The sequence below is a fragment of the Mycobacterium sp. 1165196.3 genome (genome assembly GCF_001673415.1).
GTDB lineage: Bacteria > Actinomycetota > Actinomycetes > Mycobacteriales > Mycobacteriaceae > Mycobacterium > Mycobacterium europaeum_A.
The window spans coordinates 1-20,696 of record NZ_LZLU01000083.1 but is presented as its reverse complement, the minus strand read 5'-3'; the positions used below and the strand labels follow the sequence as shown (position 1 = coordinate 20,696).

General features: G+C 68.7%; 20 protein-coding genes and 2 pseudogenes. 9 read left to right on the top strand and 13 right to left on the bottom strand.

Going from position 1 to position 20,696, the window contains the following annotated elements; translation table 11 throughout:
- Positions 1-135 precede the first annotated feature (135 nt).
- Positions 136-354 (top strand): hypothetical protein, encoded by a 219-nt coding sequence (locus tag A5659_RS26860; protein WP_082972386.1) that lies wholly within the window; start codon positions 136-138, stop codon positions 352-354.
- Positions 355-414: 60 nt separating this feature from the next.
- Here the strand turns inward: A5659_RS26860 and A5659_RS08475 are convergent, their stop codons facing one another.
- Together A5659_RS08475 and A5659_RS08470 are read right to left on the bottom strand one after the other, a co-directional pair.
- Positions 415-798 (bottom strand): hypothetical protein, encoded by a 384-nt coding sequence (locus A5659_RS08475; protein WP_067025248.1) that lies wholly within the window; start codon positions 796-798, stop codon positions 415-417.
- Between the two features lie 45 nt (positions 799-843).
- Entirely contained in the window at positions 844-2,376 is a 1,533-nt protein-coding gene (locus tag A5659_RS08470) for a DUF4185 domain-containing protein (protein WP_066866762.1), read from the bottom strand.
- 842 nt (positions 2,377-3,218) lie between these two features.
- Between A5659_RS08470 and A5659_RS08465 the strand changes: the two genes are divergently transcribed.
- Genes A5659_RS08465 through A5659_RS08455 form a run of 3 tightly spaced genes read left to right on the top strand, consistent with a single transcriptional unit; the run spans position 3,219 to position 6,442 of the window.
- Entirely contained in the window at positions 3,219-4,445 is a 1,227-nt protein-coding gene (locus A5659_RS08465; protein ID WP_067025251.1) for an acetyl-CoA acetyltransferase, read from the top strand.
- A 3-nt stretch (positions 4,446-4,448) separates the two neighbouring features.
- Positions 4,449-5,963 carry a carotenoid oxygenase family protein gene (locus A5659_RS08460; RefSeq protein WP_067180366.1) on the top strand — a complete coding sequence of 505 codons (1,515 nt, stop codon included), beginning with the start codon at positions 4,449-4,451 and terminating at the stop codon, positions 5,961-5,963.
- 2 nt (positions 5,964-5,965) lie between these two features.
- Complete coding sequence (locus tag A5659_RS08455; protein WP_066878712.1) at positions 5,966-6,442, top strand: VOC family protein; 477 nt, start codon at positions 5,966-5,968, stop codon at positions 6,440-6,442.
- 4 nt (positions 6,443-6,446) lie between these two features.
- On the opposite strand, the gene A5659_RS08450 is transcribed toward A5659_RS08455, so the two are convergent.
- The 8 genes from A5659_RS08450 to A5659_RS08415 form a co-directional block, all read right to left on the bottom strand.
- Entirely contained in the window at positions 6,447-6,881 is a 435-nt protein-coding gene (locus A5659_RS08450) for a hypothetical protein (RefSeq protein ID WP_067025257.1), read from the bottom strand.
- Between the two features lie 69 nt (positions 6,882-6,950).
- A complete protein-coding gene (locus tag A5659_RS08445) occupies positions 6,951-7,718 on the bottom strand; it encodes a VOC family protein (protein WP_067025260.1) in 768 nt (255 codons plus the stop codon).
- Between the two features lie 82 nt (positions 7,719-7,800).
- Positions 7,801-8,274: an SRPBCC family protein gene (locus A5659_RS08440; protein WP_066866772.1), complete on the bottom strand. Its 474-nt coding sequence runs from the start codon at positions 8,272-8,274 to the stop codon at positions 7,801-7,803.
- A gap of 3 nt (positions 8,275-8,277) precedes the next feature.
- Positions 8,278-8,466, bottom strand: a complete 189-nt coding sequence (locus tag A5659_RS08435) for an antitoxin (RefSeq protein ID WP_066866774.1) — start codon at positions 8,464-8,466, stop codon at positions 8,278-8,280.
- A gap of 65 nt (positions 8,467-8,531) precedes the next feature.
- On the bottom strand, positions 8,532-10,922 hold the full coding sequence (locus tag A5659_RS08430) for a cation-translocating P-type ATPase (protein ID WP_067025263.1): 2,391 nt from the start codon (positions 10,920-10,922) through the stop codon (positions 8,532-8,534).
- A complete protein-coding gene (locus A5659_RS08425; RefSeq protein ID WP_067025264.1) occupies positions 10,919-12,511 on the bottom strand; it encodes a serine hydrolase in 1,593 nt (530 codons plus the stop codon). The genes A5659_RS08430 and A5659_RS08425 overlap by 4 nt, the downstream gene beginning before the upstream one ends.
- Before the next feature lie 40 nt (positions 12,512-12,551).
- Complete coding sequence (locus tag A5659_RS08420; protein WP_156748915.1) at positions 12,552-13,664, bottom strand: MBL fold metallo-hydrolase; 1,113 nt, start codon at positions 13,662-13,664, stop codon at positions 12,552-12,554.
- 2 nt (positions 13,665-13,666) lie between these two features.
- A complete protein-coding gene (locus A5659_RS08415; protein ID WP_066866782.1) occupies positions 13,667-14,398 on the bottom strand; it encodes an enoyl-CoA hydratase in 732 nt (243 codons plus the stop codon).
- 27 nt (positions 14,399-14,425) lie between these two features.
- Between A5659_RS08415 and A5659_RS08410 the strand changes: the two genes are divergently transcribed.
- The 3 genes from A5659_RS08410 (at position 14,426) to A5659_RS08400 (ending at position 18,077) form a co-directional block, all read left to right on the top strand.
- Positions 14,426-15,904: a carboxyl transferase domain-containing protein gene (locus A5659_RS08410; protein ID WP_067025270.1), complete on the top strand. Its 1,479-nt coding sequence runs from the start codon at positions 14,426-14,428 to the stop codon at positions 15,902-15,904.
- 109 nt (positions 15,905-16,013) lie between these two features.
- Positions 16,014-16,724: a two-component system response regulator PrrA gene (gene prrA / locus A5659_RS08405; protein WP_112632790.1), complete on the top strand. Its 711-nt coding sequence runs from the start codon at positions 16,014-16,016 to the stop codon at positions 16,722-16,724.
- Positions 16,725-16,739: 15 nt separating this feature from the next.
- Positions 16,740-18,077 (top strand): sensor histidine kinase KdpD, encoded by a 1,338-nt coding sequence (locus A5659_RS08400; protein WP_066866786.1) that lies wholly within the window; start codon positions 16,740-16,742, stop codon positions 18,075-18,077.
- A gap of 4 nt (positions 18,078-18,081) precedes the next feature.
- On the opposite strand, the gene A5659_RS08395 is transcribed toward A5659_RS08400, so the two are convergent.
- From A5659_RS08395 to A5659_RS08390, 3 genes and pseudogenes are all read right to left on the bottom strand, one after another.
- Entirely contained in the window at positions 18,082-18,552 is a 471-nt protein-coding gene (locus tag A5659_RS08395) for a hypothetical protein (RefSeq protein ID WP_067143359.1), read from the bottom strand.
- Positions 18,553-18,578: 26 nt separating this feature from the next.
- Positions 18,579-18,659, bottom strand: a pseudogene (locus tag A5659_RS28470) (hypothetical protein); the annotation flags it as partial.
- A gap of 12 nt (positions 18,660-18,671) precedes the next feature.
- Entirely contained in the window at positions 18,672-19,571 is a 900-nt protein-coding gene (locus tag A5659_RS08390; protein WP_156748913.1) for an OmpA family protein, read from the bottom strand.
- Positions 19,572-19,669: 98 nt separating this feature from the next.
- Between A5659_RS08390 and A5659_RS08385 the strand changes: the two genes are divergently transcribed.
- Positions 19,670-19,933 carry a DUF2630 family protein gene (locus tag A5659_RS08385; RefSeq protein ID WP_067180364.1) on the top strand — a complete coding sequence of 88 codons (264 nt, stop codon included), beginning with the start codon at positions 19,670-19,672 and terminating at the stop codon, positions 19,931-19,933.
- Positions 19,930-20,532 (top strand): annotated as a pseudogene (locus A5659_RS08380) (NAD(P)-binding protein); the annotation flags it as partial. The gene A5659_RS08385 and the pseudogene A5659_RS08380, both read left to right, overlap by 4 nt.
- Positions 20,533-20,696: the final 164 nt, after the last annotated feature.

Sequence of the window (20,696 nt, the reverse complement as noted above, 5' to 3'; positions counted from 1 at the left end):
CGCCAATTGGTCGGCAGTCACCACTCGAGTTGCGCGCGAAAGCCGGAGAAGAGGACTACCATCCATAACATGCGTGTGAGGGAAGAAACGTAGCGCCCGTCGCTTCGTTGGGGCATACGATCTGCCGAGCCTGCGATGCGGAAGCTAGTCGCGACACTGATGGCCGCTGGGGCCGTGCTGCTCAGCGGGGCTACCGCCAGCGCCGAGAATCAACCGGCGCCGCCTCCCCCGCCCGCCCCTTCGTTCTACGCACCGAAGTGCCTGAGTTTCGACCCCAATCCGCCGGCACATTGGAACTATCTGCCCTGCGGGTGGACCACGGACGGCAAGCGGTGGATTCCGCCGCCGCCGTGACCGAGACCCCCTGACACAGATCGGCGACGACGGCCTCGCGGAAAAGCCTTGCGCCGTTTGCTAACTGGCTTTGAGGTGTCCGCCTCCCCGGCAGCTAACGCCGCAGACGCCCGCATCCCCCCGGGCGTCTGCGAGCGAAAGCGCCTGGTCGATCGGAACACCACTGCAGTCCAGGCCGTTGACCACCAGACCGAGACTGATCGCGCCGTCGGCGCGGGTCCCTTCGATGCACACCTCGATGTCCCGCAGGCCCGGCCTGCCCACCGTCCAGAAATCCGGCCGGTGACCGTCGAACACCGTGTGGGTCTGCGCGCCGACACTGTCGCCCCTCGACGCCGCGCCCGCCGACGAACTGGGCACGCCGTCGGGTAGGGCCGCCGCCGCGAGAGGAGTGAGCGGGTCGGCCAGGCCGCAACAATTGTCGTGATACTCCAAGGCGATCATCGTCGCCCTCCTCTCACTCGGCCATCGTTGTTCGGTGGCAACGCTTTACGGCAGCACGGTGTGCATCAGCATCACGTCGTATGCCGACCACAACGACAGGTTGAAGTACAGGTCTCGTCCCGACGACCAGGGATGGATCATCGGCGCGTAGATGCCGCCGGGCATCTGGAAGGAGGACACCAGCGGTTGCTCGGGACTCCAGGGGCCTTGCGGCGTCGGCGCGGTCCTTGCCACCACGTCGTTGCTGCCGCCGTCGGTGTAGAGCACCAGGTACTGCTTGAGATAACTGTTGTATTGCGCCGACATTTCGCCAACCGGCCCGGGGAAGATCGGCGTCGCCGCGCCGGGATTGTTTGCGACCCAATGGCCGCCGTTGTCGCCGTTCCAGTACTGGTACTTGGTCAGGTCGGGCAGTTGGTTCGGTGGGACGCGGGACAGAAACGCCGCGCCGCCACGTCCCGACGGGGTGCCGAATTGGTAGAGGTAGCCATCGTTCCCCTTCAGGAACGCGCCCATCTGGAAGTTCTCATTGCCCGGCGTAAACCCGGCTCCCGGAATGGCGTCCGGTGAGGCCGTGCGGATGGTGGTCGGGAAGATCCCCCAGTTCTGGCCGTTGTCGTTGGACCTGGCGATCGCCGAGTAGTTGGTCGACCACTCGCCGTCGCGGCCCCACTGGCGGATCGACATGTAGCTCATGTACTGCGTGCGGCCCATGGACATCGCCGCGGTCGGGATGATTCCCGTCTCGTGCGCCGCCTTGTGGATGGTGTTGACGACCTGCTTGGACAGCCCGGGCGCCCACACCGGCGACCCCGAATACCGGTCGTTGGGCACACCGTCGGCGATGTGAATCCCCTTGGACAGGTCGTGGTCGTTGCTGCGGAACAAGGTGTTGTAGCGCCACTGCTGGCCGTGCACCTTGCAATAGCCGAACGTGTCACCGAAGGCCATCAGTACCTGACGGTTGGCGGGATCGCCGTTGTCCCAGGCGATCCCGAGGTCGGTGCCGGAGATGCTGAAGCGTTGCAGGGTCTTGTTCGGACCGTTCGGTCCGGTCACCCAGTCGACCAGTGACGTCGGCGCACCGGCGATCGAAGGAGGCGGCGGGCCGGGCTCGGGCTGCGGCTGCGGCATCGGCGCGGCGTTGGGACGCAGCTGGTTGGCATTCGGCGGCAGCGCGGGAACCCCGGGCGCGGGCGGATTGGGTCCTGGCGGCAGCACCTCGGCTTGCGGGTACATCGGCGCGGCCGGGTCGGCTCCGGGCCCTTCGGCTCGCGGATGCACCGGTGCCGAGTACTGCCGGCCTGGAGCTGTCGGCTTGAGCAGTGACGAGATCAGCGGGCCCAGCCGAGGCAGCGGCGCCTGGTCGTTCGTGTGCGTGGGCCGGCGCCCGGTCGGCGGCTGGACGACCGGCTGCGGCGCGGGCATGGCCACCGGCGGCGCGGGAGGATCGACGTTCGCCTCGGGCGCCCCACACGGTGTGGCGTTTGCCGTTGGCGCGGGCCCGATCACGAGGACGAATCCGACAGCGGCCGCCGACGCCATCGTGAGCGACACACTTCGCAGAAACGCCGACATGTAACACCTTTCGAGGGGTAGGACGCCGGTCCTTAGTTGGCTCATGTGACGATAGTGATCCACGGGGCATATGTGACCAGTGATGAACCGATAGGTATCCATCCGTGACCGTGTCGCAACGCGGCGATCGCGGCGGGGCCGCACCCGTTCGACGGTTAACTCCGGGCCGAACCGTGCAGTTGAGAGGCGTTGTCGGCTTTGCCGTTGTCGCCAACACAGTCAACCACGCGGCGCCGGAAGCGCTGCCAGGATGGGGCCACGGGCCGGTCGGACCGAACCGAGGCGGCTTCCCGCCGGCGACACTCCCGTCACTCGGTAGCGGGCGTTTCATTCCCGGGGTCCATCGGCGCCCGGCGCCGCCGTTCGAGGCGCCGCGGGGGGTGGGGCACCACTTTGCTGACCGAGCCGAGGAGAACGGCACAGACATCGGCTTGCGCGACGACCTGTCGTCCAGCCGGGCAGCGGCGCGCCGCGCCGGTCGCGCCCCGGGCGCGCATCGGTACAAGCGCACCACATTGGCGCAGCTCAGACTCTCGCCGACGGGACCGACCCGACGCTGTTGCACACACGCAAAACGAAATTCGCCATTCGCCTGGCACAGCGCGAACGCCATGCCACACTGAAACAGATTGGGTCAGCATGTTTGTCGACCCCCATGGGCGGCAATGATCCAACAGAGGCGAGCACGTCGGCCGGCCTTCGTGTCCGCCTAGGTCCCGTCGGTTCAGCCCGAGAGCCGACGGGGCCGCCCTCTTCTCGGGCCTTTCACGGCCCGAACACCGGTCCGCAACGGCTCGCCGATTGGCCTCAACAACACCGCCGCGCGGGAGTACCGTCGGCGTATGGATGGGTCGCCAGGCGTGTGGATTCTCGGTGGTTACCAAAGCGATTTCGCGCGCAACCTGACCAGAGAAGGCCGCGACTTCGCCGCGCTGACCGTCGAGGTTGTCGACGCCACACTGACCGCGGCGAAGGTCGATCCGGCCGCCATCGAGGTGGTGCACGTCGGCAACGCCTTCGGTGAGATGTTCGCCCGCCAGGGCCACCTCGGGGCGATGCCGGCGACGGTCTGCGACGGCCTGTGGGACACCCCGGCCTCGCGCCACGAAGCGGCGTGCGCGTCCGGCAGCGTGGCGGTGCTGGCGGCGATGGCCGATCTGCGATCGGGCGCATACGACACCGCACTGGTGGTGGGCATCGAGCTGGAGAAGACCGTCCCCGGCGACACCGCCGCCCAGCATCTGGGTGCCGCCGCGTGGACCGGACACGAGGGCGCCGACGCCCGCTACCTGTGGCCGTCCATGTTCGCCCAACTGGCCGACGAATACGACCGGCGGTACGGCCTGGACGACGCGCACCTGCGAGCCATCGCACAGCTCAACTTCGCCAACGCTCGGCGCAATCCCAACGCGCAGACCCGCGAGTGGACCATCCCGGACCCGATTGGCGACGACGACGCGACCAACCCGATCACCGAAGGCCGGCTGCGGCGGTTCGACTGCAGCCAAATGACCGACGGCGGCGCGGGTTTGGTGCTCGTCAGCGACGCCTATCTGCGCGAGCACCCCGATGCGCGCCCGATCGGGCGCATCGACGGGTGGGGTCACCGCACGGTCGGGCTGGGACTACGACACAAACTGGACCGCGCCGACGGTGACCCGTACGTTCTGCCCCACGTGCGGGCCGCGGTCGCCGATGCGTTGCGCCGCGCGCGGCGCGGCCTCGACGACGTGGACGGATTCGAGGTGCACGACTGCTTCACCCCGAGCGAGTACCTGGCCATCGACCATCTCGGGTTGACCGGTCCGGGTGAATCGTGGAAGGCCGTCGAGAACGGCGAGATCGAGATCGGGGGCCGGCTGCCGATCAACCCCAGCGGCGGGCTGATCGGCGGCGGACACCCGGTCGGCGCGTCCGGCGTGCGGATGCTGCTCGACGCGGCCAAGCAGGTCAGCGGCGCCGCCGGCGAGTATCAGGTCGACGGCGCGCAAACCTTCGGCACGCTGAACTTCGGCGGAAGTACCGCAACCACAGTCAGTTTCGTCGTCAGCGGCACCGAAGGCGCGTGAGCCATGGATGTTGAAATCGTCGGCAAGTTCCTGTCAACCCTGCCCGAAGACGACGATCACCCCTACCGAACCGGGCCATGGCGCCCCCAGACCACCGAGTGGGACGCCGATGACCTCGTCGCCGTCGAGGGTGAGATCCCCCGCGACCTGGACGGCGTCTACCTGCGCAACACCGAGAACCCGCTCCACCCCGCACTGAAGACCTATCACCCGTTCGACGGCGACGGCATGGTGCACGTGGTTGGCTTCCGGGACGGAAAGGCCTTCTACCGCAACAGATTCATCCGCACCGACGGTTTTCTCGCCGAGAACGAGGCCGGCGGACCGCTGTGGCCGGGTCTGGCCGAGCCCGTCCAACTGGCCCGCCGCGAGCAAGGGTGGGGCGCGCGCACCCGGATGAAGGATGCGTCAAGCACAGACGTCATCGTCCACCGCGGGGTCGCGCTGACCAGTTTCTACCAGTGCGGCGACCTGTACCGGATCGACCCGTACACGGCCGACACCCTCGGCAAGGAGTCCTGGAACGGCGGCTTTCCGGCCGACTGGGGCGCGTCCGCACATCCCAAGGTAGACAACAGAACCGGCGAATTGCTGTTCTTCAACTACAGTAAGCAAGAGCCGTACATGCATTATGGCGTGGTCGACGAGCGCAACGAGCTGGCACATTATGTCGACATCCCGCTGCCCGGCCCGCGGCTCCCCCATGACATGGCGTTCACCGAAAACTACGCCATCCTCAACGATTTCCCCTTGTTCTGGGATCCTCAGCTGCTCGAGCACGACGTGCACCTGCCCCGCTTCTATCCCGACATGCCGTCGCGATTCGCGGTGATTCCGCGCCGCGGCGGCACCGGAGACATTCGCTGGTTCGAGGCCGATCCCACTTTCGTGCTGCACTTCACCAATGCCTACGAGGTCGGCGACGAGATCGTGCTCGACGGATTCTTCGAAGGTGATCCGTCTCCCCTGGATACCGGAGGAACCAAGTGGGAGAAGCTGTTTCGCTTCCTCGCCCTGGATCGTCTGCAGGCCCGGCTGCATCGGTGGCGCTTCAACCTGGTCACCGGCGCGGTACGAGAAGAGCAGCTCTCGGAGTCCATCACCGAGTTCGGCACCATCAATCCCGGCCACGCCGCGCGCGACTACCGCTACACCTACGCCGCCACCGGCAAGCCCGGCTGGTTCTTGTTCGACGGTCTGGTCAAACACGACCTGCGCACCGGGTACGAGGAAAAATTCGCCTTCGGCGACGGCGTCTACGGCAGCGAGACCGCGATGGCGCCGCGCGCGGGCGCCGTCGGCGAAGACGACGGCTACCTGGTCACCCTCACCACCGACATGAACGCCGACGCCTCCTATTGCCTGGTGTTCGATGCCACCCGGGTCGGCGACGGCCCGGTGTGCAAAGTACAACTGCCGGAGCGCATCTCCAGCGGCACCCATTCGACGTGGGCACCCGGAACAGAGCTGCGGCGTTGGCGCACCACGGAGTCGGCGGCCGCGGCGATTGGGCTGTGACGATGCCGCATCGCCGCCGGATGACGCACTGGCCCGCACAGCTGGCCCCAATCGGCGGTCTGCGTTTCGCTCGCCGGTCGTCGAATTTCGCTGAGACGGTGCGGTTTTACCGTGAACTAGTAGGGCTGCCGCTCTATGAGACTTTCGAGGGAAGCTACGGCAGCAACGGCGCCATCTTCGGGCTGCCCAGCTGGAACCTGACGCTGGAGATCGTCGAATCGCCCGAGCCCATCGCTGTGGACCAGCACGAGCAGCTGTGCCTGTACTTCCCCGACAAGCGGGCCCAACAGGCCGCGACCGCCCGTCTTCTAGCGGCCGGGACGTCGCCTGTCGAACAGCACCCCTATTGGGCGGCCACCGGTGCGGTCACCTTCCGCGACCCGGACGGTCGCGAGATCGTGTTCGCGCCCTTCGTGTTCGGCGTCAACGAGCCCGGCCACAGCGCCAGTTCGGGAAAACACGAATTCCCGTCGGCCTGACGGTTCAGCGGACGGGCCGTCCAGAGGCCAACGCCGCGATGACGGCCACTAGCGAGCACGCCACCGCGCAGACGGCAGCACCCGCCCCGACGTAGAGGCCGTATTCGGCCGACACCGGCGGGCTGACGTTGATCTTGTAATACCACACCGTGAGGGCCACCAGCAGCGACGAAATCAACAGGGCGGCAATCGAAGCCACTTTCACCGAGAGGCCACGACCGATCATCGCGCCGACCACCAGTAGCGTCGAGGCCAACAGCACGATGAGCTGGCCCGCGCCGAACCCCCGCGGCAGTTCCAGGTTGCCGTGTGCGCCGCCGATGGCGTTGGCCCAGCCCCCGCCGTTCACGGTCGTCCTCAGCCACGGCAGCCATGCGCTGGCCGACACCACCACGGCGAAAAACGCCACCAGCCAACCGGGACGGAGTCGGCGAGTCATGCTAGCGAGATTAACGGACTGCGGCACCGGCCCGCGTGAGCGAGCGCGCGGCTCGCCGCACTTGGATCGCTAGGTCGGCAGCGAGGACAGGTTGAAGATCGCACCCGTCGGATCGCTCGCGGCGGCCAGCCGTCCGTACGGGGTGTCCTCGGCGTCGCGCACCACGGCGCCGCCGTTGTCGGCGATCACCCGCAGCGTCTTGTCGACATCCTCGGCGCCGAAGAAGATCACCCAGTTAGGCGAAATCTCCTCCGACAAGGCCGCGCCGTCCATCACGCCGAGCAGCTCCTCATCGCCGAACCGGGCTGTGCTGTAGCGGAATTCGTCTGTATCGGAAACCGGCTCGGTCTGCCATCCGAGCACGTCGCGGTAGAAGTCGAGGGCCGCGCCGTAGCCGCGCGTGGTCAGCTGGTGCCAGACCGGACTGCCGGCCGCCCCGATGAGCTCGAAGCCACGGTGCTCCAGCGGCTGCCACAAGCCGAACACCGCGCCGGTTGGGTCGGTCGCCACGGCCATGTGGCCCTTGGCGGGCACCTCGATCGCCATGCACACCGACCCGCCGGCCCCGGTCACCGCGGACAGCGTGGCGTCGAGGTCGGCGGTGTGAAAATAGGTGGTCCAGTGGTCCGGTGATCCTGCTTCGGGCCGGTTGGCCATCAGGCCCGCGACCATATGGCCGTCCTTGGCGGCGTTGACGTATCCGTGGTACTCGGGACCGGCGGACTCGAACGTCCAGCCGAAGACCACGCCGTAGAACTCCTGGGCACGGGCCACGTCGGATGTGGTCAGGTCGATCCAGCAGGGAGCGCCCAGCGGCGCGCTGTCACGGGTGGGCACGGTGACCTCCTTGGGGTGTCTGGCCCCGGACAGGGGGGCTTCACCACTACCGACTGCCGCCCCACCGAAAACTCATCGGCGGTCAGCCGTGCGCCCTGCCGTCGCCGTTTGTGCTGGGGTCGGATCGGGTGAACACCGTGACGAAGTTCTCCAGCGACCGGTCGATGTCGCCGCGCAGGGCGGCAGCGACGATCATGCCGATGGGCCCGAACAGCGCCGGGCCGCCCAGATGCACGTCGAAGCTGACGACCGAGCCGTCGTCCTTGGGCGCGATCTTGGCCATCAGCTTGACCTTGACCCCGCCGACGCCGTCGCCGTTGAGCGTCATGCCCTCGGGCGGCTTGTAGCGCACCACCGTCCATTTGATCCGGTTGTACATGCCCTTGACCTCGACGATCGACTCGACGACCGTGCCCTTTTCGATCTCGTCGGGCAAGGTGCTGCGCCACACCCGGTGAATGGTCAGCCAGTCCTTGTACCGGGACAGGTCAGAGGCGTGCTGCCAGGCCACCTCGGGTGGCAGCGGGACATCGATGGATCCGGAAAGCTTGGCCATTGCTCAGTTCTGCTGGTCGCCGGTGTCCGCGGTGCCGGCGGCCTTCTTGGCCTGCTCCTGCACCTGGTGGATGGTGTCGGTGTACTTGCCCTGCGTCTTGTCGTCGACGAACTCGCCGGCCTTGTCGATCGCCTTTTCGACCTTGTCGGCGTTCTGCGACAACAGGTCCTTCGCCTTATCCAGGAATCCCATGCGCCCTCCCTTTTCCCGGCATCGTACTTGGCCGGTGACGACGCCCCGCGGTGAGTTCGGCGCGCTCAGCGCCACAACCGCGGCTGCACGCCCAGCACTTTGGCCCGGATCCACCACGTGGCCTCGATCGCCGCCGCGCCCAGCACGCCGACCCCCAGCGCCGTGGCGGTCACCGCGACATTGGAGGGGTCGAGCAGGAACGCCTTACGCGCCAGCGGCAGGCTGAAAATCACCACATAGGCCAGGCCCGAAGCGATTACCAGCGCCACCCGCCACCACTGGTAGGGGCGGGCCACCACCGCCAGCACCCACAGCGCCGTCATCAGCAGCGTGATCAGCGCCGCGGTCGACGCCTGATCCTGTTGGACGTAGGTGGCGTGGCGGCCGTGATAGGCCAGCAGATAGGACGCGAACGTCGCGGTGCCGACGATCAGCCCGCAGGGCAGCGCCGAGGTGAGCACCCGGCGCACGAAACCCGAGTGGGCCCGTTCGTTGTTGGGCGCCAGCGACAGGATGAACGACGGTATGCCGATGGTGAACCAGGCGGCGATGGTGACGTGGATGGGTTGGAACGGATACAGCAGCGGGTCGGCCTTCAGGGGCTTGGCGAGCAGGCATTCGATGCCCACCAGCAAGGCCAGCAGGACCGAGTACACCGTCTTGGTCAGGAACAGGTTGGCGACGCGCTCGATGTTGCCGATCACCCGGCGTCCCTCGCCGACGACGTAGGGCAGCGTGGCAAACCTGTTGTCCAGCAGGACGATCTGGGCGACGGCGCGAGACGCCGGGCTGCCGGCGCCCATCGCGACGCCGATGTCGGCGTCCTTGAGGGCCAGCACGTCGTTGACACCGTCACCGGTCATCGCCACGGCGTGGCCACGCGACTGCAGGGCGTGCACGATGGCGCGTTTCTGGTCCGGCCGGACCCGACCGAACGTGGTGTGGGATTCCAGCGCGTCGGCCAATGGTGCCGGCTCCGACGGCAATTGGCGCGCGTCCATCGTCTCGCCGTGCAGCCCGAGCTTACCGGCGACGGCCCCGACCGAGACGGCGTTGTCACCGGACAGCACCTTGACCGAAACACCTTGACCGGCAAAGTAATCCAGCGTCTCGCGGGCGTCCGGTCGCACCTTCTGTTCGAGGACCACCAGCGCGACGGGGGTGACGCGGCCCGGCGCGTCCGGGTGATCGACGGCGACGTCGCCGGCGGCGACCAGCAGGACCCGCATCCCCTGCGCGCCGATCCGCTCGGCCTGTTCGGCGGCCGCCGATCCCGGCTCGAGCAGCACGTCCGGGGCTCCCATCACCCAGTTGCCGTGGTCTTGAAAAGAGACGCCGCTCCACTTGGTGGCCGACTTGAAAGGTGCTGTCGCCGTTGCGGTCCAGCCGGGTGGCTCGCTGTAGGTCTCGGCGATCGCCCGCATGCTCGCGTTGGGTCGCGGATCCTGGGCGGCCAACGACGCCAGCACGTCGGCGATGGGCGGGCGCTGCCCCGGGTCGTCGAGTTCGTCGACCCGCGCGACCCGCATGCCGCTTTCGGTCAGGGTGCCGGTCTTGTCCGCGCAGACCACGTCGACCCGCGCGAGTCCCTCGATGGCGGGCAGCTCCTGTACCAGGCAGCGGCGCTGGCCGAGCCGGACCACCCCGACCGCGAACGCGACCGACGTCAGCAACACCAGCCCTTCGGGGACCATGGGCACCAGCGCGCCGACGGTGCGCAGCACGGCCTGCCGCCAGCCGGTGTGCGTGGTGGTGAACAGCTGGGTGTAGATGGTGAGCAGACCGGCGGGCACCAAGAGGTAGGTGATGAACTGCAAAATGCGGTTGATGCCGTTGCGCAGTTCGGATTTCACCAGGGTGAACTTGCTGGCCTCCTCGGCGAGCCTGGTCGCATAGGCGTCCGGTCCGACCTTGGTGGCGCGGTAGGCGCCGCTGCCCGCGACGACGAAACTGCCCGACAGCACCGCGTTGCCGACGGTCTTGGCGATGGGGTCGGCCTCACCGGTCAGCAGTGACTCGTCGACTTCCAGGTTCGCTTCCTCGACGATCTCGCCGTCGACGACGACCTGATCCCCGGGGCCCAGCTCGATGATGTCGTCCAGCACCACCTCGGCGGGCGGCACCGCCCGGGTGCCGGATTGCCTGCGCACCAAGGGTTTCGCCTGCCCGACGATCGCCAGCTTGTCCAGGGTCTGCTTGGCCCGGATCTCTTGGACCATGCCGACGACACTGTTGGCGATGATCAGCAGCCCGAACATGCCGTTGATCAGCGAACCGGTCGCCAGCACGATCAGCAGCAGCACCCCCAGTATCGCGTTGATCCGGGTGAAGACGTTGGCGCGCACGATGTCGGTGATGCTGCGCGTGGCGCGTTCGCGCACCGCGTTGGTCTTGCCGTCGGCCACCCGCTGCGCCACTTCGGCGTCGGTCAGGCCAGACGTAGCAGCGAGAGTCATCGCGTGAAGGTCCCCAGCTTGTCGGAGTCGTAGTATTCCAAGTTCAGCGAAGGCGTCGGCGAACCAGAAAATGTAGCCTTGGAAATCGTTCCGGGTGGGGCGTTTTCGTCGGTCAGGCCGAAGGTGAAGGTGTCGCCGTCCCAGTGGGTGAGGGTGAGCGTCCGGTGCCTCGGACCCATCGCCAGTTGCAGCGCGCCGTCGTGTTCGGTGACGACGGCCGGTCCCCAGTAGTCGCTGGCGTAGATGCCGGCGTAGTCGCCGAGGGGTCTGGCCGGTGCGGGGTTGGCCGGGGGTTGCTTGCCGACCAATGACCCCAGCGGGTTGTTCAGCCAGCCGATCGCCTTGTTGTACAAGGGCCCCCAGTCCTCGCGAATGTGGCCGTACTGGACGAGGTCCATGAATTCGGCGGTCAGCGTTTCCGGGATGCCGTAGGGCGCGGCGTTGGTCAGCGCGATGATGCCCAAATCCTCGGCGGGCAGCGCGACGAAGTTGGTCGCCGCGCCCAGATCGAAAGCGCCCGAATGGCTGTACTCGGTGCGTCCCGAAGAATCCACCGAGGAGTTGAAACCGTATCCATAAAACCCGGTGCGCGCCTGCGGAGTTTTCGCGGGCGCCGATACCACCTGCGGGCTGACGGCGGGCAGCAGCGCTTCCGGCGAGACGATCCGCCGGCCGTCGTAGGTTCCGTTGCCCAGCAACATCATCAGCCAACGGGCCATGTCGTTCACCGATGAGCTGACGCCGCCCGCGGGCGACTGGGCATCGGGGTCACGCTGGAACCGGGCCTGCCACGTGCCGTCGATCTTGATGTGGTTGACCGCATGGTTGGGCCGGGCGAGGAAATCGGCGAACCGTGAGCTGGTCGACGTCATGCCCAGCGGGCGGTAGAGCACCTCGTCGGACAGGTCCTCCCACGGCTTGCCCGCCGCGGCCGCCACCGCCTCCGCCCCGGCGGTGATCCCATAGTTGGTGTAGGCGTAGCTGATTCGGAACGGGTCCAGCGGCAGGTACTTGAGCCGCTCGAGCGTTTGCCGACGGTCGTAGCCCAGGTCTTCGAGCTTGTCACCGGCGTGGTCGGGCAGCCCGGAGCGATGCGCATACAGGTCGCCGACGGTCACATGGCCGGTGACATAGGGATCGCTCAGCGCGAACCACGGCAGCTTGGCCGCGACGGGCGTGTCCCAGGCGACAACGTTGTCGCCGACTTCGTGCGCGATCACGGTCGCGCCGACCGATTTGGACACCGACGCCAACTGGAAGACGGTGTCGGCGTCCACCTTGTTGTCCTGCCCCTGCCCCTTGCTGACGTCTTTGACGCCAAAACCTTTGGCGTACAATATTTTCCCGTCGTGCACAATGGCCACGGCCATTCCGGGGATGCCGCTGCTTCTCATCAGGTCGCCGACCAGTCCGTCGACCTTGGCGACGGCCTCGTCGATGCGGCCGGCGGGGATCGATACGCCGAAGACCTGGTTGGGCGGGACGTCGGACAGTGTGGACGGCGGCCCGGCGGTCGGCTGGCCGGAACCGCAACCCGTCAGCCCGAGCAGCGCCGCGGCGATGGCGGCCATGGCCGCGCGTGTGGTCACCCGCGCACCCTAACGCGGTGACGATGCGCGTCGCGGGAACCTACAGCCGCCACCAGGGATCGGATTCCTTCGGCGCCGCGGGATCGATGCGTTGACCGGGCAGCGGCACCGCCACGTTCACGCCCTCGGGTCCCGCGGCGGCGAGCAGGCGCTCAACCGGTTCCGCCCACGGGTGGGGGGCCAACCGGAAAGTGCCCCAATGGATTGGCACCAGCAGCCCACCGTCGGTGACGTCCAGGTGCGCCCGCACCGCCTCCTCGGGGTTCATGTGCACGTCGGGCCACGCCGTGTTGTAGGCCCCGATGGGCAGCAGGGTCACGTCGAACGGTCCGTGGTCGGCGCCGATCTGCGCGAAGCTCTTGGTGTAGCCGGTGTCGCCGCCGAAGTACGCGCGGTGGGCGGGGCCGACGAACGCCCACGACGCCCACAGCGTCGTGTTGCGGTCCAGAAAGCGTCCCGAAAAGTGCCGCGCCGGTACACAAACCACCGTGAGCTCGTCGACCTTGGCGCTCTGGTGCCAGTCGAGCTCGACGATGCGGTGCTCGGGTATCCCCCACCTGCGCAGGTGGGCCCCGATGCCGAGCGGCACGAAGAACGGGGCCCGCTGGGTGCGGGCCAGCGCCAGGACCGTGTCGATGTCGAGGTGGTCGTAATGGTCATGGCTGATCACCACCGCATCGACGGCGGGCAGCGCCTCGAGTTGGATCGGCGGCGGGTGCAGCCGCTGCGGGCCGACGACGTCGGAGGGTGAACACCGGTCGCTCCACACCGGATCGGTGAGCACCCGGTAGCCGTCGATCTCCAGCAGCGCCGTGGAGTGGCCGAACCAGCTGACGGCCAGCCGGCTGGGGTCGGCGTCGAGGATTTCCGGCGACGCCAGCGGGATCGGCCCCTTCGGCCGGCTGCCGCCCCGGTTCCCGATCAGCTCCCAGGCGACCAGCCGCAGTTGCTCGCGGTCCATCCTGGCTTCCGAGGGGGGCTCGAGGTTGACGAAAGCGCCGTCGCGGTAGTTCGGCGACCCCGCCGTCACCGCGGCGATCGAGGCGGGGTGGGCGCCGAGCGCGTCCGGCGCGCCGTGCAGCGCTCGCACCAGCCAACTTCCGGCCGCCAGCGACGCCGTACCGGCGACCAGCCGCAGCGTCCCCCGCATGATCGTCAGGCCCCCTGGAACTTCGGCGGCCGCTTCTCGATCCGGGCGACCTGGGCTTCGATGACGTCTTGGCTGCTCCAGGCCTTATCGAAGAGTTCCTTGTGCACCGGCCCGGCCTCCTCGATGGCGCCGTCGTCGTTGAGCACCCGCTTGGCGTGCTGGATCGCCAGCGGCGCCAGCCCGGCGATCTCGGCCGCCCAGGCCTGCGCGTCGGCGAGCGTGCCGATGCGGTTGGCCATCCCCGTTTGCAGCGCCACGTCGGCGGGCAGCTTCTCCGCCGTCAGCAGCATGGCCCGGGCGCGGCCGTGGCCGACGAGCGAGGACAACCGCCGGATGCTCCAGTTGTCCAATGCCAGACCATATTTCGAGGTGGGGAACTGGAAGAACGCGTCGGGTGCCACCACCCGCAGGTCGCATTGCATGGCCAGTTGCAGGCCGGCGCCGATCGCCGGGCCGTTGATGGCCCCGATGACCGGGATCAGCGTGGCGTCGAGCACCCTGTGCAGCTCGACGAGCCGGTCGGGGTAGTCGGCGGCGAAGGCGTCCCCGGACAGGTCCGCGCCGGCGCAGAACACCGTGCCCTGACCGGTCAGCACGATCGCGCGGGTGGAGCCGTCGCCCGCCTTCAGCACGGCCTCGCGCAGCTCCTCGACCAGCTCGGAGTTCAAGGCGTTGCGGCGCTCGGGACGCTGCAGCTCGATGGTCATCACGGCCTCGGCCTGGGTAACACCGATCATGGCAGCCACCCTATATAGCCTCGTCTCGTGAGTCGTATCACGGCTGGTGAACTGCGCGATGCGGTGCTGGACGAAAATTCCTTTCTCCGCTGGGACACCGAGCCGCTGGCGGTGCCGGTCAGCGCGTCCTACGCCCAGGAGCTGGCCGATGCCCGCGCCGCGACGGGTCTGGACGAATCGGTGCTGACCGGCGAGGGGCGCGTCTTCGGGCGCCGGGTCGCGGTAGTGGTGTGCGAGTTCGGCTTCCTGGGCGGTTCGATCGGTGTCGTGGCGGCCGAACGGATCACCGCCGCGGTGCAGCGGGCCACGGCCGAGGGGCTGCCGCTGCTGGCCTCGCCGAGCTCCGGCGGCACCCGCATGCAAGAGGGCACGGTCGCGTTTCTGCAGATGGTGAAGATCGCCGCGGCCGTGCGGCTGCACAAGCAGGCACACCTGCCGTACCTGGTGTACCTGCGCAATCCGACGACCGGTGGGGTGTTTGCGTCGTGGGGCTCGCTGGGCCACGTCACGGTCGCCGAGCCGGGCGCGTTGATCGGCTTCCTGGGCCCGCGCGTCTACCAACTCCTCTACGGCGAACCGTTCCCCGATGGCGTGCAGACCGCGGAGAACCTGCAGCGCCACGGCGTGATCGACGGCGTCGTCCCGCTCGATGAGCTGCGCCGCACCCTGCACCGCGCGATGACCGTCATCGCCGACGCCCCCGAACCGCTGCCCGCCCCGGCGCCACCCGAACCGACACCCGACGTTCCCGCGTGGGATTCGGTGGTGGCGTCGCGACGGCCGGACCGGCCCGGGGTGGGACTGTTGCTGCGGCACGGCGCCACCGACCGGGTGCTGCTGTCCGGGACCGGCCAGGGCGAGGCGGCGACGACGGTGTTGGCGCTGGCCCGCTTCGCCGGCCAGCCGGTGGTGGTGCTGGGCCAGCAGCGACTGACGGGCGGTCTGGTGGGGCCGGCCTCGCTGCGGGAAGCCCGGCGCGGCATGGCGCTGGCCGCCGAGCTGCGGCTGCCGCTGGTGCTGGTGATCGACACCGCGGGCCCGGCCCTGTCGGCCGAGGCCGAACAGGGCGGGCTGGCCGGCCAGATCGCCCAGTGCCTGGCCGAGCTGGTGACGCTGGATACGCCGACGGTGTCGGTGCTGCTGGGCCAGGGCAGCGGCGGGCCGGCGCTGGCGATGGTGCCCGCCGACCGGGTGCTGGCGGCGTTGCACGGCTGGCTGGCGCCGCTACCGCCCGAGGGGGCCAGCGCGATCGTCTTCCGCGACACCGATCACGCCCCGGAACTCGCTGCGGCACAGGGCATCCGATCGCGTGATCTTCTGGAGTCTGGAATTGTTGACGCCGTCGTGCCGGAGCATCCCGACGCCGCCGACGAGCCGGTCGAGTTCGCGCAGCGGTTGGCGCGGGCCATCGCCGCCGAGGTGCAGGCGCTGCGCGATCTTCCCGCCGCCGAACGGCTGGCGGCCCGGTTGCGGCGCTACCGCAACATCGGCCTGCCCGCCACCTAGCCCCGCGAGCAGACGCAAATGTCCCGGTTTCCTCGGCGTTTCGGGTGCTTTTGCGACTGCTCGGCCCCCAGGTCGCGCCTCCCACAGCGATAGTCGACAATCAGGCAAAATGGGCCGCATGGACACTGGAGCTAGCTCACCGCGGGTCTTGGTCGTCGACGACGATTCAGATGTGCTCGCGTCGCTCGAACGCGGTCTGCGGCTGTCCGGATTCGAGGTGTCGACCGCGGTCGACGGCGCCGAGGCGTTGCGCAGCGCCACCGAGACGCGCCCGGACGCGATCGTGCTCGACATCAACATGCCCGTGCTGGACGGCGTCAGCGTGGTCACGGCGCTGCGCGCCATGGACAACGACGTCCCGGTCTGCGTGCTGTCCGCCCGCAGCTCGGTCGACGATCGGGTGGCGGGCCTGGAGGCCGGCGCCGACGACTACCTGGTCAAGCCCTTCGTGCTGGCCGAGCTGGTGGCGCGGGTCAAGGCGCTGCTGCGCCGCCGCGGCGCCACGGCCACGTCGTCCTCGGAAACCATCACGGTGGGCCCGCTGGAGGTCGACATCCCGGGCCGGCGCGCCCGGGTCAACGGCGTCGACGTCGACCTGACCAAGCGGGAATTCGACCTGCTGGCGGTGCTGGCCGAACACAAGACCGCGGTGCTGTCCCGCGCGCAGCTGCTCGAGCTGGTGTGGGGTTATGACTTCGCCGCCGACACCAACGTCGTCGATGTGTTCATCGGATACCTGCGCCGCAAGCTGGAGGCGAACGGCGGCCCCCGGCTGCTGCACACCGTGCGCGGAGTGGGATTCGTACTGCGCATGCAGTAATCAGGTCGGCCGGCCATGAAGTTCCTGTCCCGAATCCTGACCCGGACGCCCTCGCTCCGGGCCCGGGTCGCGGTCGCGACGGCCATCGGCACCGCGATCGTGGTGGTCATCGCCGGAGCGGTGGTGTGGTTCGGCATCACCAGCGCCTGGAAGGAACGCCTGGATCGCCGCCTGGACGAGGCTGCGGGTTTCGCCATCCCCTTCCTGCCCCGCGGTCCCGACGACATCCCCCGCACCCCCAACGATCAGGACACCGTGATCACCGTGCGGCGCGACGGCCAGGTCAAGTCCAACTCGGACGTCACGCTGCCGCCGCTGGACGTGGGTTATGCCGACACCTACATCAACGGGGTGCGCTATCGAGTGCGAACGTTGGAGGTCCGCGCGCCGCAGCCGGCGACGCTGGCGGTGGGCGCGACCTACGACGACACCATCGCCCAGACCAACAACCTGCATCGCCGGGTGATCCTGATCTGCGCGCTGTCGATCGGCGCGGCGGCGGTATTCGCTTGGCTCCTGGCGGCTTTCGCGGTGCGGCCGTTCAAACGCCTGGCCCAGCAAGCCCGTTCGATCGATGCCGACGAACGCCCGCAGGTGGCGGTGCGTGGCGCCAGCGAGGCGGTCGAGATCGCCGAAGCCATGCGCGGGATGCTGCAGCGCATCTGGACCGAACAGGACCGGACCAAGGATGCGCTCGCGTCGGCGCGCGACTTCGCCGCCGTGTCCTCGCACGAACTGCGCACCCCGCTGACCGCGATGCGCACCAACCTCGAGGTGCTGTCCACCCTGGACATGCCCGACGACCAGCGCAAGGAGGTGTTGGGCGACGTGGTCCGCACGCAGTCGCGGATCGAGGCCACGTTGACCGCCCTCGAGCGGCTGGCCCAGGGCGAACTGTCGACGGCCGACGACCACGTGCCCGTCGACATCACCGAGCTGCTGGACCGCGCCGCGCACGACGCCGCTCGGATCTACCCGGGGGTCGACGTTTCGCTGGTGCCGTCACCCACCTGCATCATCGTCGGGTTACCGGCCGGGTTGCGCCTGACCGTCGACAACGCGATCGCCAATGCCGTCAAGCATGGCGGCGCCACCCGCGTCCAGCTGTCGGCGGTCAGCTCGCGCGCCGGTGTGGAGATCGCGATCGACGACAACGGCAGCGGCGTGCCCGAGGACGAACGACAGGTGGTCTTCGATCGGTTTTCTCGCGGATCGACGGCCTCCCATTCCGGGTCGGGCCTGGGATTGGCGCTGGTGGCCCAACAGGCCCAGCTGCACGGCGGGACCGCTTCGCTGGAGAGCAGCCCGCTCGGTGGTGCTCGCCTGGTGTTGCGGATCCCCGCCCCCAGCTAGCGCTCTACGGGTAGTCCTCGTGGTCGCGCCACGGCGTGAAACCGGCTTGCTGCGCGGACTTTTCGTCTCGAAACCAGACCTGGGCGGTGGTCGAGTCGTAGGACGGATCGTCGGGCGTGAGATACAGCCTTTCGGCCATCCGGGCCTTGATCAGGAATCCCGCCGGCCCGCCGCCGTCGGGGCCTGCGTCGGCGGAGCCCGGGCCGTACGGCGCGCGAGGCGTCACCGCTATTTTGGTGGTCGGCGATTCCTTGGCGGCCGGGATCTTCGTGGTGCGCCGTTCGGTGGCCGGGATTGTCGTGGTGCGCTTTTCGGTGATCGGGATCCGGGTGGTGTCGGGCTCGCGCGCCGCCCGCTCATCCCGCGAATCCGGCACCGGCGCTTGGGTTTTGGCGGGAGGTATCATCAGCGCGAGCGTCAGCGCCAGCCCCAGCGCGAAGGACAGGCCGAAAAGCCACCAGTTCACGTGGGTCATCGCACGCCCTCGCGCACCCGGTCGAGGATCGTGGCGATCACCCAGGCGACGGCCGAGCCCGCCAGGAAAGCGAGCAGGTACCACAGCCACCCGATGACGAAGTCCATGCCGAATGCTCCTCAGCTCACCACGATTTCGACCCGGCGATTCTGGGCGCGACCGTCGTCGGTGCCATTGGGCGCGACCGGGTTGGCCGAGCCGAAACCCGTGGTGGTCAAGCGGTCGCCAGGCACGCCATGGGCTTCCAGGAACGCCGCGACGGTTTGGGCGCGCTGTTCGCTCAACGGAACGTTCAGGCTGGTATTGCCGGTGCTGTCGGCGTAGCCGTTGATCGCCACGCGAGCGTTCGGGCATGCCTTGAGTTTGTCGGCGACCCCGGTCAGGACCTGCTCGTCGGACGCGGTCAGGTTACCGAGGTTCGACTCGAAGGTGAGCGCACCGTCGGTCAGGGTGTTGATCGCCGACTGCAGGTTGGCGCACGACGCGGCGGCACCGGGCGGCGCAGACGTCGGTGAGTTAATGGCAAGGTTGTCAACGACATTCAGGTTGGACCAGACCCGCTTGGCATCGGTGTCGATGGTGTCCTTCTGGTCCGGCGACGCCGCGGTGCCGGCCAGCGTGATGGTGTCGCCGCCGACCGTGAGCGTGAAATCGGCGATCGACGCGCTGTCGGCGAAAACCGGTTTGGCCTTGGCGAAATCGAGGGCGTCGACGGCCGGGTCGATGCGGATCTGGTCGACGACGCCGACGGCGGCCGGCAGCGCGCTGCCGAGCACCTTCAGCAACGCGGCTTTGGCGGTCTCGTCGGGGAAGGCCCCGGTCAGGGTGACGCTGTCGCCGCTGCGGGCCATCGAGAACGCGGCCAACGAAATCGTCGGCGCGCCACCGCTGGTCGAGGGCGCCGGCGACCCGCGACCGGACGCCGATCGGGTCGAGACCGCGTGGCCGATCACGGCCAGCAGAAGTGGGATGATCACCAGGGCGATCAGCCAGGGCAGGCCGAGCCGTTTGACGATCACGACGGCCCTCCCTCATCTCACTCGCCCGGGCCGGCCCGGGTGCCAGGCGATATGCAGCCTACCGATTCACGACCCCCCGGGTCGGGCACACTGGAGCGATGGCCAACGGCAGTAAACCGACCGACAACGACACCCTCGCCGTCATTAGCGACCTGGTCGCCGAGGAGAAGGCGCTGCGGGCCCAGCTGCAGCGCGGGGACATCGACACGTCCGAAGAACATGACCGCCTCCGCCGGGTAGAGGTCGAACTCGACCAGTGCTGGGACCTGCTGCGGCAGCGCCGTGCGCTGCGCGAGAGCGGCGGGGACCCCCGAGAGGCGGAGGTGCGGCCGCCCGACGAGGTCGAGGGCTACCTGAGCTGAGCGACCATGCGACCGACGCCGACGCCGTAATCGTCGGGGGCGGCCACAACGGTCTTGTCGCCGCCGCGTACCTGGCCCGCGCCGGTCTGCGGGTGCGCCTGCTGGAACGGCTGGAGCACATCGGCGGTGCCGCGGTCTCGGCACAAGCCTTCGACGGCATCGACGTCCGGGTATCGCGCTACTCCTACCTGGTCAGCCTGCTGCCGCCCAGCATCGTCCGGGATCTGGGCGCCGCGGTGCGGCTGGCGCGACGGCCGTTTTCGTCCTACACCCCCGACCCGGCGAGCGGCGGGCGCAGCGGGCTGCTGATCGGGTCGCCCGCCGACACCTTCGCCGCCATCGGGGCCGCCGGGGACGCGCGGGGCTTCGCCGACTTCTACCGACGCTGCCGGCTGGTGACCGAACGCCTCTGGCCGACCCTGCTCGAACCGCTGCCCACCCGCGAGGGCGCCCGCCGGCGCGTGATGGCAGGCGACGAGCGCCGCGTCGCGGCCGCGTGGCGGGCCATGATCGACGAGCCCATCGGGCATGCCATCGCCGACGCCGTGGCCAACGACGTGGTTCGCGGGGTGATCGCGACCGACGCCCTGATCGGGACGTCCCAGTCTCCGGTGCCGCCGCCGAGCACGTGATACAGGAAGCAGACGTTCTGTGTCAGCGTCGGTTCGTCGAGGCGGGCGAAGGTGCCGATCAGGGCGTCGGTCGCGATCACCCCGCGAACCACGTCGTTGGCCACGGCGTCGGCGATGGCATGCCCGATGGG